11 protein-coding genes are annotated in these 13339 nt (G+C 41.7%); 4 read left to right on the forward strand and 7 right to left on the reverse strand.

Going from position 1 to position 13339, the window contains the following annotated elements:
* Positions 1–146: 146 nt before the first annotated feature.
* The 5 genes from VB740_RS32625 to VB740_RS32645 form a co-directional block, all read right to left on the reverse strand.
* Positions 147–2564 (reverse strand): ATP-dependent helicase, encoded by a 2418-nt coding sequence (locus tag VB740_RS32625; RefSeq protein WP_323203967.1) that lies wholly within the window; start codon positions 2562–2564, stop codon positions 147–149.
* 238 nt (positions 2565–2802) lie between these two features.
* Complete coding sequence (locus tag VB740_RS32630) at positions 2803–4143, reverse strand: SCP2 sterol-binding domain-containing protein (RefSeq protein ID WP_323203968.1); 1341 nt, start codon at positions 4141–4143, stop codon at positions 2803–2805.
* A 52-nt stretch (positions 4144–4195) separates the two neighbouring features.
* Positions 4196–4654 carry a MarR family winged helix-turn-helix transcriptional regulator gene (locus tag VB740_RS32635; protein WP_323203969.1) on the reverse strand — a complete coding sequence of 153 codons (459 nt, stop codon included), beginning with the start codon at positions 4652–4654 and terminating at the stop codon, positions 4196–4198.
* Positions 4655–5074: 420 nt separating this feature from the next.
* Positions 5075–5848, reverse strand: a complete 774-nt coding sequence (aqpZ, locus tag VB740_RS32640; protein ID WP_323203970.1) for an aquaporin Z — start codon at positions 5846–5848, stop codon at positions 5075–5077.
* Between the two features lie 550 nt (positions 5849–6398).
* Entirely contained in the window at positions 6399–7487 is a 1089-nt protein-coding gene (locus VB740_RS32645) for a RuBisCO accumulation factor 1 (protein ID WP_323203971.1), read from the reverse strand.
* 320 nt (positions 7488–7807) lie between these two features.
* Between VB740_RS32645 and VB740_RS32650 the strand changes: the two genes are divergently transcribed.
* From VB740_RS32650 to VB740_RS32660, 3 genes are all read left to right on the forward strand, one after another.
* Entirely contained in the window at positions 7808–8746 is a 939-nt protein-coding gene (locus VB740_RS32650; RefSeq protein WP_323203972.1) for a response regulator, read from the forward strand.
* A gap of 80 nt (positions 8747–8826) precedes the next feature.
* Positions 8827–9522, forward strand: coding sequence for a bifunctional demethylmenaquinone methyltransferase/2-methoxy-6-polyprenyl-1,4-benzoquinol methylase UbiE (gene ubiE, locus VB740_RS32655; RefSeq protein ID WP_323203976.1), 696 nt, complete (start codon positions 8827–8829; stop codon positions 9520–9522).
* A 177-nt stretch (positions 9523–9699) separates the two neighbouring features.
* Positions 9700–10935 carry a DUF445 domain-containing protein gene (locus tag VB740_RS32660; protein WP_323203973.1) on the forward strand — a complete coding sequence of 412 codons (1236 nt, stop codon included), beginning with the start codon at positions 9700–9702 and terminating at the stop codon, positions 10933–10935.
* Positions 10936–11121: 186 nt separating this feature from the next.
* Here the strand turns inward: VB740_RS32660 and VB740_RS32665 are convergent, their stop codons facing one another.
* Both VB740_RS32665 and VB740_RS32670 read right to left on the reverse strand, forming a co-directional pair.
* Positions 11122–11445 carry a DUF1815 family protein gene (locus VB740_RS32665; protein WP_323203974.1) on the reverse strand — a complete coding sequence of 108 codons (324 nt, stop codon included), beginning with the start codon at positions 11443–11445 and terminating at the stop codon, positions 11122–11124.
* Between the two features lie 138 nt (positions 11446–11583).
* Positions 11584–12069, reverse strand: a complete 486-nt coding sequence (locus VB740_RS32670) for a gluconokinase (RefSeq protein ID WP_323203977.1) — start codon at positions 12067–12069, stop codon at positions 11584–11586.
* A 176-nt stretch (positions 12070–12245) separates the two neighbouring features.
* On the opposite strand from VB740_RS32670, the gene VB740_RS32675 reads away from it, so the two are divergent.
* Positions 12246–13271 (forward strand): LacI family DNA-binding transcriptional regulator, encoded by a 1026-nt coding sequence (locus tag VB740_RS32675; RefSeq protein WP_323203975.1) that lies wholly within the window; start codon positions 12246–12248, stop codon positions 13269–13271.
* Positions 13272–13339: the final 68 nt, after the last annotated feature.

Genomic DNA, 13339 nt, shown 5'->3' on the forward strand with positions numbered 1-13339 from the left:
GGATTTATCCGGGGGCTTGAACCAAGCAAAGTTTAAAATTTATCTATCCATAAATAAATTTAGTTGCTCTGTACCATCAAGGAATAATTGGTCAAAAGAATTGTTTTACAAGCTTTTACGCTATTTTAATTTCTTAAAAGTTTTGATCAAGCTTGTTTGACCATTGCTGTTAAATTCACCACACATTCTGGAAACTGGCGCTTTAATGCGGGGAAAACCGGACAAGGTGCTTGTTCTTGTAAATTATCCGGTTTACTCCAGGTAAAAGGCGCTTTCTGGGCTGCTGACATCCACACCAAACGCTTTGCTCGTGTCATCGCAACGTAGAGTAAACGGTACTCCTCAGATATTTTCAAATGCTTTGCTTGTTCCCATGCTTGTGTAACATCTGGTATGGTAGATTCTCCGTGGAGAGCAGCACGAATTTGGGCGCGGGCTACTTCTGATAAGGTAAAATCCCCTAAGAACTGGCTTTGGGGAGGAACCCAAAATCTGCCAGGAATCAAGTTTTCATGGAGAAAGGGAAGAAATACATAGTCCCAATCTAGCCCTTTGGCTTTGTGCATGGTAATAATAGTCAGTTGACCGCGACGAGTGTAACGTTCTTCCGAATCTTCGGTTTCCACTGGTTCAAACCGTTCGGAACTAACGATTTCACTTAAAGCTGACAGCATTCCCCCCATCGAACTATTGCCTGCTATCTGCTGGTTGACCCGTTCTGCAAGTTTGTCAGCAGTTGCCAATTCTGCCTGATCGTAATTTAAGGTTAAGGCGAGAAAGGAAATTAGCTGGTACAGGGGCAATTCCAAGCGGGCGCGGAGTAAATTGCGACACAAACGAGCGGCTTTTTGGACTGTTTCTGGCTGGGGTGCTGCTAGAGGACCAGGATACAAAAATTCTTCTGGGAGACTAGCAAGGGCGTTGAGGTCTTGAGTAGGAATTAATTGGCGCTGTACTAATGCTTCTAATGCGGCTTTAAGGTAATCGGGGGAGTGGGGGCGATCGCAAAATTGCAGTAATGCTAAAATCTCTTGGGGAACATGGGAACGGCGATCGCGTTCTCCCACATCGTAAAGTGTAATATTATGCTCTTTACACACAGGTGTCAGAGCCTCTGCTAACCATCTTCCTTGGCGATTTTCTCGCACTAAAATCGCTGCACTATTTTGTGTTGGATCTTCACCAAATAACTCGATTACTCTTTGAGATAACAATTCAACGGTGTGATGAATGTCACGCGGGGTATAAAGTTCCAGCCCTCGTCCTACTGGTGCTGGGTTGGCGTTATTTTGCGGATCTCCTGTTTCAACAGGGCGAATTGTCTGCAAGCGAAATGGTACTTGTCGATTGTCAGGAGTCTGTTGTCCGTTATTCGTTTTTGCTAAGGACTGATTATTGATCCATTTGAGAGCAAAGTTAGCAGCTTCAATAATAATTCTAGTACTGCGACCAGCTTGATCCATCGTTGCCAATCGTTCGATGCGATCGCACTCTTCACAAAATTGCCGAAAATAAATTGGATCGGCTGGGGTAAAGGTAGAGTTAATCGCCTGGTTGGGGTCGCCAACGCGTACTAGATTGAGTGGGAAGTGCGTAGAGACGCGATTCATCGCGTCTGTATTCATTCCCTCATATTCCCCATCACTCGCCAAAATTTCTAACAGTTGCGTCTGTAGAGGGCTAGAATCTTGAGCTTCGTCTTCAAAGACGGCGAATACTTGGTTTTGCTCAATGCGCCGGGCACTGTCGTTTTCTAAAACGCGCAGTGCGGCTAAAATCATATCGTCGTAGTCGATGAAATCACGCGATCGCATTAAGTTTTGATATTGTTCATACAATCCCGCCGCTACGCTCAAAATTGCATATTCGTCTGTGGTTTGTTTACTCCACTCCCGCAATTTTTCTGGCGATATTCCAGAACTTTTTGCTTCATGAATTACCGTATTAGCCAATTCCGGCAATACTTCTGTTCGCAGCACCGATTGGCGACGCAATCTCTCTGTCTCTTCTCCGTCAAATTGATGACCTTCCAATAACCGCAAATATATTCCTGGATTATTTGCAATCCATTGCTCTACAGCATTTCTAATAAAGCGGTGACTTTGGGTTGGTGTAATTAAGGTGACATTTTCTAATTGCAAACCTGATAAATCAGGATGGCGACCGGCAATATTCAATGCTAAACCATGTAGAGTATAGACAAAAAAGCCGATCTGAGGTAAAGACAATTTCTTTAAATCTTTGCGGATCTTCGCTTTAATATTGGCAGCAGCTGAACGAGTAAAAGTAACGACTACCAACTGACGGCGAAAGGATGAACGCTCATACTGACGGGCGATCGCGATCGCTGCTGCCGCCGCCATCCCCGTAGATTTGCCTGCACCAGGAACGGCAGAAATAGCCAACGGGCCAGATTGCCAGTCAGCCATTTGCTGTTGTCCAGGGCGTAGACTGTTGCGGATTGCGAGAATCTTCTCGCGCAGAGAAAGAGTAGGCGATCGCTCTAACAATTCTGAGTGGAGTAATTCTTGAGCCAGAGGAGCAGTAAATTTAGAGTCAGACATATAAAATTTTAGATTTTGGATTTAATTCAAAAATCACATATATAAATAATTTTAGGTGATTATTAATCTCAAATTACTAAATTGCTGATAGTAACTAGTCTGTCTAGTTTTATTAGATTAGTAAGTAATTTCGTAGCTAGAACTTCAGTCATTATTTTATTACTACAGTGCTTACTACAAATTCTAAAAACCTTTACAGATTAATAACTCAATCATCGCAATATTCGATTACACTAATTTATGAGGGAAAACATTTTCCAAAAGCCTGAAGTAAACGTAATGATCCTCGAATGCGAATCTTCCTCCTGATTAGCGCCCAAACAATATTCTGTTCTTTAGCTAAAAACTGAAGCCAAGTGTGACTGTCGGCAGTAATCTGAATATTGGCTATTCCAATATGACTATTTTCTACCTGAATTGTCTTATCTTTAATTATGACTGTTGCCTGACATTCTTCCTTTCCAGTGAATGTGAAGTGATAAATAGTATCCAGTCCTACTGATTGATTCCTTTGAAATAACAGAGGCAAACCGAAAAGAAACCCTTGAATAGAATTAGGGCGAATGCCATTGCTAACTTGCTTGACTTTCTTATGTGGAAATCTTCGTGCAACGTAATCTTGGGCGTCGGAACCTGGAACAATATAAATAGTTTCCTTTTTATCCTGTAAGGGTCGAACTACTTCTTTAACAAAGACTTTCTTATTCCTCAAAAATTGACCAATTACATCTTCCCCTGCTGGACAAGCAGCTACACAATAAGCTGCTTTATAGTTTGATTTGAAAGCAAGACTCTGCCACATTGATGCTGATTCCGAATCATTCACTTTTTGACGGTAGTCATGGGCATTTTTACTTTCGGCAATATCTTCTACCCAATCTGTGAATCCTCCCATAAACTCTCGATAATTGTGAGTGTAACAAGCTGAGAAGTTGAAATGTCCATCACTACCAATAGCTCCCACTGGACAAGCTACTACACATAATTTGCACTCCAGGCAGGGGTTATAGTCAATTGGTCTGTTATATTTAGTTACTTCAGCTTCGATCAAAATCGTCCCTAGTAAAATAAAGTTGCCAAATTTGGGATGAATAACGTTGCGGTGAATCCCCATATGACCCAAACCTGCGGCTACAGCTACGGGTTTGTGCGAAACAACCCAAATTTTCCCTGGAAAGCGATCCATTTCCATTGGAAAACCCATTGCTGGGTTTAAAGCTCGAATTCCTTGTTGCTCAAGAGTAGCAACAATCTCACGGCCAATTTGATTAACTTCATCGCCTGTAGTGTGAAATTCCACGTTGGCAACCGATCGCTCTAAACTACGGACATTCTCCCGGTTCATGCGACACACAAAGCTAACTAGTGTCTTCGTCGGTGGAAAAGCTACAAGAATATCCTGGCGTTGAGCAGCAATCTCTGGGCGATCAATCTCTACAAAGCCAACATCATCCGCTCCTAGCTCCAAGCACAGGCTACGTAGCCAATCAACATCTATTGGAAAAGCGATCGTGGAATCATTGATAGTGCTTTGTTCACGATACTGTCTGACAGTTGGATGGTTATCAAATTTAGACATACAGGTTTCCTAATTAAAAAATATGTGTATATACACCCTTTTGAGAAAAAAATTAGCCTTTATGCAGCAAGGATACAGTGTCGGACAAACCTGATAACAAAGTACTCCATCGTTCTTGCCCTAATTGTTCTAATACACGAGTTTGGGCTACCTCCCATAGAGGTAAAGCCTTTGCCAAAGCGGCTTGTCCTTTATCTGTTAAACTGATCACCCGCATCCGTTGATCCTGTCCTGGCTGAATCTGGAGCAATCCCTGCTTTTCTAGTGGTTTGAGATTACGTGTCAGAGTGGTTCGATCCATAACTAATTCTTGAGCTAGGCGCGTGATTGTTACTGAGCCAGCTAAGTTTATTGCAGTTAGCAAGGTGAATTGGTTAGCTAAAACCCCACTTGGTTGCAAAATCTCATCAAAAAGTTGCGTAACTGTGCGAGATGCTTTGCGGAGATTAAAACAGGTACAGGTAGCTGCAACTTTTTTGAGTAGAGCTAATTGAGTAGTTTGGTCTTGCATAGAATTAAGTGTATATACACTTAATTATTCTGTCAAGCATTAATACTATTTCATTTTAAGGTTGATACAAATAGGCGGCAGGGGAGCAGGGGAGCAGGGGAAAAAGGTTAGAGACAAATCATTTGTATCAGATATTTCGTGAAATGGTATAAGACAAGAAATTTAGCGTTCCTTCTATCTAAGTGTTTCTGGTAGAAATAGAATTAATAATCCCCCGACAAAAGAAATTTTGCTTGGCTCATTTGTTCATTTAGTCGGAGGATTATTAAGAAATCTCAAAATGAAATCTCAAGCGATGCTTAGGTTGGGCTGCATCTACGCAACTTTATCTGAAAGATTGATTATAAGCACAAAGCAGCGCCAACTATTGCCCCTTTTGATGAACTGCTATAAATACACTCGTACAGTTCATAATGACTTTTAGACTAGCTCTTCGATGTTTTGCCGTTCGCCCACAGTTGATTCACTAAAAACGGCTACATACAACCATCCTGCTAAAATAGCCCCCAAAATCGGAGCTATCCAGAACAGCCAGACTTGGGAAAAGAGTTCTACACCTGCAAATAGAGCAACTCCAGTACTACGGGCAGGATTGACCGAGGTATTGGTTACAGGAATGCTAATCAGGTGAATCAAGGTGAGTCCAAAACCAATTGCCAGTGGTGCAAATCCTTTAGGAGCACGCTTATCAGTTACACCCAAAATAATCAATAGAAACATGAAAGTCATCACAACTTCACTAAGGAAGCAAGCAAACAGCGTGTAACCACCTGGAGAGTGAGTCCCGTAGCCATTAGTAGCCAATGGGTTAGAGCCAGTTAAAGTAAATCCAGTTTTGCCGCTCGCAATCAGGTAGATTATGCCCGCACCAACAACTGCACCGATTACTTGAGAGGCGATGTAAGGTAGTAATTCAGACCCAGGAAAACGCTTACCTGCCCACAGTCCAAAGGAAACAGCTGGATTGAAATGACCACCAGAAATATGACCAAAAGCATAAGCCCCTGTGAGGACGGTAAGCCCGAACGCCAAAGATACACCGACTAATCCAATACCCAGTGGAAAAGAAGTACTTTCGCTGATTTTTGCTGCATCTGCGGTGTAGGCTGCGGCTATAACAGCACTACCACAACCACCTAACACAAGCCAGAATGTACCAATAAATTCGGCCAAGCAACGTTTAGTTAGAGACATTTTTGGAAAACTCCTTGTTCAGCTACAAACGAGTGATAGCGATGTTGGATAAACCTTGAGTCATTTATATCAACAGAAATCCATTGGGTTTGTTTTCTTCCCATTAAACTTCCAATTAGTGACAGATATAAATCCCTCACTAATGAATTCTGACTTCTTCAAGAAACTCAATCCAAAAAATAGGAATTTGTTTTTTACTTAATAATTGTGGTAATAAAGGAAGATACCAGAAAATATAAAACAATCAAAAAAATACTTAATTTCTTAAGCTTTTGCCCGAATGATACATTGGTTGTTGAGATTCTTGTTCCAGTGACTTATTATTAAAAATGATTTGAAAACTTATTTAAATTTTCTAATAGTTTTATAGAGAAAAATAAAGAGTTTAGAAAAAGCATTGGGGAGCCAGTGCTTTGCTCTCCTTAAGAGACTTAAAGCAACTGGCGGCATCGGTCAAATAGAAAAATGAACTTATACCCCGTCTGCTATGCGCTATTTGGTCAGTATTATATAGATCGCATCACACGGTTAGTCCTCTCTAAAATTGAATTTATTCGTCAATCTGCCATGAATCCTTAGTTAATTCTTCATCCAGAATTTTCTTTGGACGAACGATGATGATAATTTGTCCTAATAGAGGAATTTCTGGCTCAGTTTCAAACCATTGAAAATCTAATTCACCACCATTTTCAACAACAAAGTAGCTGGAGGCATCCCATTCCCGTTGGGCACGATCTACCACAACTACGACGGGCCCGATTTGGCTTTGGGTTTGGATGGGGAAGCGATCGCTATTTGCTAAAATTACTACTGGATCTTCTGCCCCCAATAGCACTTGCCAACCTGGTAATGGTATCCAAGCTTGCTCTCCAGAAAACTTGACCATCCGAAATGGTTCAATTTCTGTCAGTATGGGCACAGATTGCAAGTCTTGTCGTGACAATGGCAACTCGCCTACCACGGGCAAGATTCGGGGTAATTGTTCTTCAAATTCCAGACGGTAAAAGGGTAAAATTGGCGCTGGACGTTGGGGAACGGTAGTAAAATCAGTCAGTAGTTGTTCGATTTTTTGCCTTGCTGCTGGCGTATGAGCAAAGCGTAAACCTTTGGCAATTAGGCGCGATCGCTGTTGTAAATCTGCATTTTGGCGTGCCAGTTTCCAAACTTGGTGAGCAACGGCATCTCCAGGATGGGCAGAAAACCCTTCTGGCAAAGTGCGGAAATAGGAGAACTCTTTAAGTGCTTTTGCTATATCCCGTGCCTCATCAGCATCAACCTTGTGGACGAAGATTAGTTCGGCGGCGGCAGCACGTTCTTCTTGGGTGAGCAAACGCAGTTCGTATAAAACATCGCTGCCGCGTGTGGCATAGTGCGATCGCGTTTCTTCCGATACTCCAAACTTTTCCAAAGAATTGTAAACTTGGGAACCAACAACCACCTGATTTTGTTGAATCGGCTCAAATCCAGTCGCCTCAAAAATTTCTTGAGGGTTATAACCGGTTTTTAGCAACGAGGCGATCGCGGCTCCCCATTCCACCCAGTTGCCTTGTTTTTGCCTCAGCCTTCGCAGTAACTCTTGTGCTACATCGTTAGTAGTATTCTCTTCGGGATTCTGAGCGTTGGGTGGTAGATCAGTCATAATCGGAGTGCGAGCTTCAACTTGAGAGGTTGATTAATACCTCATGAGCAAGTCTTATTCTAATCTATGAACTACCCAGACCTACTGCCTTTAGTTCATCTTTGGAAACTTATGAGAAAAGGCAGGAGGTAGATCGCGGAGCGTGTCGTAGACAGGACACGAGGAAAGAATTACGTGGCAAATTTACTCTGTAGCACTCACTATTAGCGTTTTAAGATATGCAAAATAACTCCGTATAAACCCTCGGCGATTTTTGGCTATTCTCAACTAAGCTTGGTATGGAATATAACAAGATAGTGAATATTTAAAGGAAATATCTTATGGATAAGTCCAGTCTCGAAATTGATAAACTCCAATATCAAGTTATGACTCTCGAACGCCCAAAAAAGCTCAAAATCCTAGTAGTTGACGATGAGCCAGATAATCTCGATCTGCTTTATCGCACCTTTCGACGCGACTTTAACGTTCTGAAAGCTGATAGTGGAGTGAACGCTCTACAAGTTTTGGCAGCAGAAGGGGAAGTAGCAGTAATTATCTCCGATCAACGGATGCCAGAAATGAAAGGAACTGAGTTCCTCAGCAAGACTGTACCTCAGTTTCCCGATACGGTTAGGATAATTCTCACCGGATTTACTGATATTGAAGACTTGGTAGAGGCGATTAATGCTGGGCAAGTATACAAATATATCACAAAGCCTTGGGACCCAGGGGAACTAAAGGCAGTGGTGCAAAGAGCAGCAGAAACCTACGACTTGCTTAAGCAACGTACAGAAGAATTACGCCGTGCTCATGCTCAAATGGCGCTACTAAGTGTTTTGGTACAGGTAACTCAAGCAGCTTCTAGCTTAGAAGAAACTCTCGCTCCCATTGCTAAGGCTGTGAGTGAGACTTTTGGTACAGAAGGCTGCATCCTACAACTTACAGATGGAAATACTCTGATTGCGACTCAAGGAACTTACAGCGATACAGGTACAATAGAGAATTGGCTATCTCAAGACCCACTAACAAAGGAAGCGATCGCCACCGGGCAAATGCAAGTTTCCTTAAATGTACTTAAAGATACTAAATTAGTTGATGCTATTCACTACCAAAATACGGGTGTGCAAGCACATTTAGTTATACCGATTAGCTATCGTAATCAACTTTTGGGCGTATTGTCGCTACAGTGGAAACAACCTTGCACTTTGCGGGAAGATGAATTAATGCTAATTAATTTATTAGCCCAACTAGTGGCGATCGCTCTTACCAGTTGTCATTAGTCATTTGTCATTAGTCATTTGTCAAAAACCAATGCCTAATGCCCAATGCCCAATGCCCCATGCCCAATACTCAATACTCAATGACTAGCGAAATTCAGTCCATTTTCAACCGTATTGCTCCAGTTTATGACCAGTTGAACGATTGGTTGAGTCTGGGACAGCATCGAATATGGAAAGAAATGACAGTGAAATGGAGTGCAGCTAAATTGGGTGATACTGCATTAGATTTGTGTTGCGGCAGTGGTGATTTAGCCTTACGTTTGGCACGGCGTGTGGGAGCAACAGGACAGGTCTACGGAGTAGATTTTTCCGCCAACCTGCTAGAAACAGCTAAAGAACGCTCACATTGGCAGTACCCCCAACCTGCTATTACCTGGGTAGAAGCCGACGTGCTAAATTTACCCTTTGACGATAACCAATTTGATGCCGCAACAATGGGCTATGGTTTAAGAAATGTTAAAGATATTCCCCGCAGTCTCCAAGAGTTATACCGGGTTTTGAAGCCAGGTGCTAAAGCCGCAATTTTAGATTTTCATCGACCGAGTAATCCTCAGCTACGCGCCTTTCAGCAGTTGTATCTGGACGGTTTCGTAGTACCAGTTGCCAATTACTTAGGGTTAAAAGAAGAATATGCCTATATCAGTCCCAGCTTAGATCGCTTTCCCATCGGGGTAGAGCAAATAGAGTTAGCGCGTCAAGTTGGTTTTGCTGTTGCCACACACTACCCCATTGTGAACGGTATGATGGGAGTGCTGGTAGTCAAGAAAAATGAGTGAAGAGTTAGGAATTATAAGTTAAAAGTCATGGATTATCAGTAGTGATAAATTCTCATTTAATTTATCATTCCTAACTCTTGTACAGACGCGATTAATCGCGTCTCTCCTAACTCCTAACTCTTGTACAGACGTGATTAATCGCGTCTCTCCTAACTCCTAACTTTTTTAATTCTTCCCTTGGACTGGTCTCATCTTTGGCTTTATGTGTCTCCCCCGGTACTGGGTGGAATTATTGGCTATTTCACAAATGATATAGCCATCAAAATGTTGTTCCGTCCTTACCGAGCAATTTACATTGCTGGACGAAGAGTACCCTTCACCCCTGGATTGATTCCCCGCAACCAGGAACGTCTGGCTCTGAACATTTCCAAGACAATCATGGGGTCACTATTGACACCACATGAATTACAAAATTTGGCGCGGCGTTTGTTGCAAACAGAACGCGTACAAGCAGCAATTCTCTGGTTGTTACAGTTGGCCATTGAACAAATCAAAACAGATAAAAACGAGAAAAGTGCCAAAATTGTGGCGGGAATTTTGCGGGACTTACTAGGGGAATCCTTGCCACGATTACTCAAGGTTTTAGCACGACGCGAAGACTTTTTGGAAGCGCAGATAAATCAAATTTTTGACCAGATATTGCTAGAATTTCAATTGAGTGAAGAACAAGCTACGCGGCTTGCTGATTGGTTGTTGCAAGCAGTTTTACCGCCAGATGTGCTGCGGCAGACGATAGTTGATTTTTTAACCGATCGCACAATTCAAATTATTGATGAAGGCTTCCGCGAAAAAACCAGTGGGACTTATTGGGTAGTAGCAAATTTGTTTGGCTTACGTAATACTCTGACGCGGCTACGAACTTTTTGTTTAGATGAAAAAGAGGCTACTAATACTCGCTTGCAGGAATTGACTCAAGATTTGCAAATGCGCGATCGCATTAGGAAATTACTGCAAAATTTATCATTACAAAACTTGCCAATGGGTACGGTGCGCCAACTCCGCAAGACCACCCGCGAAAGTGTCCGCCATTACCTGCAAAATAGTGGTAGCGATTTTTTACAAGGATTAACTGATTCTGTTGATTGGGAAAATATTGCTGGGGTGCTGCTGAATCGTCTTAGCACTTCACCTGTTGTCAGTACTTCTTTAGAAGTCATGAGTCAAGAGTTGGCTCTAATTTTAGATAAGTATTTGGAAAAAGATTTAGAAGTAATTGTGGCGCAAGTAATTCCAATTTTGTCGATAGATCAAGTGATAGTTGACCGAGTGAAATCAACTTCACCGGCTGATTTAGAAGCTGCTATCGAAGGAATTGTGAAAAATGAATTGCAAGCGATTGTCACTTTAGGTGGTGTTTTGGGTATTGTTGTAGGGTTATTCCAGACAGTATTCTTAATATTAAGTCAATATTGATTTTTGGATTTTCCCTATAAAACTAACTTGAAAGCCGAATTCTCTATGGCTTGATTGGTAGCTAAATATCTGTTAAATAAGTTATACACACGTGTGCATATATTTACAAATATAAGCTTATCTTTTAGTTTACACAGGTGTGCATAAATTAAGTTAATTTTTCTGTCCACTTCATCCAGAGAAGCGTCAATTCGTTAATTGTATGGTAAGAGAATACTTGACAATATTAGCCAACTCTTGTAATTGGCTGATCGCTTCTGCACCCTCCAACTTCATTAATTCGCGATCATCCCACAATTCCATCCAAGTAATCCCGTAATCAGACACTAAAAACCGAATTAGGTGCTTTTCTCCCAGGCTCACCATAAATGAAGCACTCTGCATTTGCTCACCGCATGTATAGCAAGACGCAGTATAGCCACGCCGCTCAAGTGCAATTGTCAAGGCTTGTAGGTTCATTACCAAGTCTTGGATGAATTCCTGATGTTGTTGAGCTAATCTTAGAAACACTAGTTTTCTCCTACCACTACAGTTATGTGGTTCCTTTTAAAATTTCTTTAGATTTACCTCTGATGTAAATTGGTTGCCAAAAGTTCGCATTTTCGTAAAGATGTGATTAATCTTAATCTTCCGGTTGTAAGCAATCAGCTAAATTCCCAAAGCCGTTCTTATATTTTGAACAATTACCTGGGGTGGTTGTGAAACATCCATAGATATGGTACCTAATGGTTCTTCAAGAGTATAAAACTGGCTGTTAAGGAGTTTTTCGCTCATGTAATGATTGCTACGCTCTTGCAACCGCATTTGAATCAACTCATAAGACCCTTTGAGGTAAACTAGCTTGATGCGATCGCTATCCAATACCAAAATTTGCCGATAGCTGTCTTTTAGAGCCGAACAGGCCAGCACTACATTTTTATTTTCTTGCAGCCAATGTTTTATAGCTGTTTGCAAATCTTGCAACCAAGGCATCCTGTCAGCTTCACCCAAAGGGATACCGCGTCGCATTTTCTCAACATTCTCTGGTGAATGGAAAGTATCAGCGTCGCTAAACTCCCATTGTAACGAGTCTGCTAGCAATTTTCCTATGGTGGTTTTGCCAGAACCTGATACACCCATGACGATAATAATCATTGACTGCTTAATCATCTTTTACTTAAGAAAAGTTAAGTTGTTGAAATGGAGGCAGAAGTTAGGACTCCTTTCCCTGGAATATGGTAGTTGTATTAAAATTTCTTGACAAATAACGATTATTTTCTATAATACATCTACATGCACACGTGTGCAAAACTTAAAACCTCATATAAAAAATGAATAAAAAAAGAATTTCAATTGAAGATATTGCTCAAAGAGCAGGTGTTTCTCACTCCACTGTTTCACGCGCTTTGCGAGATAACGCTCTCATTAGCCCTAAAGTGCGAGAGGAAATTAAGCAACTAGCGCAGGAAATGAACTATGTGCCTAATGCTATTGCTCAAAGTTTACAAAATAAACGCACTAATACCATCGGAGTAGTAGTAACTTCAATAGCAGATCCCTTTTTTGCTGAGGTAGTAGAGGGAATTGAGAAGATAGCTAGACCCGCAGGCTTAAGTGTTTTGTTAAGTGCTTCACACCGAAATTTTGAGCAGGAAATAGCAGCTATTGATAGTTTTCATCGCCGGAGAGTAGACGGTATCTTAGTAGCTGACTCACGAATTAGTAAACAGCATACCAAACAACTAACGCAAATTGCTGTGCCAACAGTTTTGATTAATAGCCAGACAGAAGATCAATCCGAAATATTTCACTCAGTGACAATAGACGATCGCTTAGGTGCTAGATTAGCCACAGAGCATCTGATAAGTTTGGGACACACTGCCATTGGTTATCTAGGTGTAGGCGATCGCAGCAGATCGAATCAGCAGCGCCTAGAAGGATATCAAATGGCTCTTGCTGAAGCTGGTTTACCACAAAATCCTGATTGGGTTGCCATTAGTGATGAAGATTATACCAGAATAAGCGACGTTACTACTGGGCAACAGATGCTATCTAAACTATTGACTGCTGAGGTTACAGGCATCTTTTGTTACAACGACATGGTGGCGGTTGGTGCTCTGTTAGCTTGCCAAGAACTAGGAATTTTAGTACCGCGAAGTTTAAGCCTGGTTGGATTTGATGGTATTGCTTTGGGTAGTTACGTTACTCCGCCACTCACGACAGCTAGTCAACCAATGTTAGAAATTGGTGGCATAGCCATGCAAATGTTACTCGATTTATTAGAAGGAAAAACTGTCGAAAACCGCGTTTTATCTCCTTTTCTATTACAGCGTGGTAGTAGCGCAGCATTACAGTAATTTTCAGGTACTTAGGGAACTCAAAGAAATAAATTATCCAATCTTGTGGGGTGGGCATCTTGCCCGCC

Source organism: Nostoc sp. UHCC 0251 (assembly GCF_034932245.1).
Lineage (GTDB): Bacteria > Cyanobacteriota > Cyanobacteriia > Cyanobacteriales > Nostocaceae > Nostoc.

Coding starts and splice junctions, on each gene's coding strand:
- VB740_RS32625 (WP_323203967.1), bottom strand. CDS start 2,564: ATGTCTGACTCTAAATTTACTGCTCCTCTGGCTCAAGAATTACTCCAC.
- VB740_RS32630 (WP_323203968.1), bottom strand. CDS start 4,143: ATGTCTAAATTTGATAACCATCCAACTGTCAGACAGTATCGTGAACAA.
- VB740_RS32635 (WP_323203969.1), bottom strand. CDS start 4,654: ATGCAAGACCAAACTACTCAATTAGCTCTACTCAAAAAAGTTGCAGCT.
- aqpZ (WP_323203970.1), bottom strand. CDS start 5,848: ATGTCTCTAACTAAACGTTGCTTGGCCGAATTTATTGGTACATTCTGG.
- VB740_RS32645 (WP_323203971.1), bottom strand. CDS start 7,487: ATGACTGATCTACCACCCAACGCTCAGAATCCCGAAGAGAATACTACT.
- VB740_RS32650 (WP_323203972.1), top strand. CDS start 7,808: ATGGATAAGTCCAGTCTCGAAATTGATAAACTCCAATATCAAGTTATG.
- ubiE (WP_323203976.1), top strand. CDS start 8,827: ATGACTAGCGAAATTCAGTCCATTTTCAACCGTATTGCTCCAGTTTAT.
- VB740_RS32670 (WP_323203977.1), bottom strand. CDS start 12,069: ATGATTATTATCGTCATGGGTGTATCAGGTTCTGGCAAAACCACCATA.
- VB740_RS32675 (WP_323203975.1), top strand. CDS start 12,246: ATGAATAAAAAAAGAATTTCAATTGAAGATATTGCTCAAAGAGCAGGT.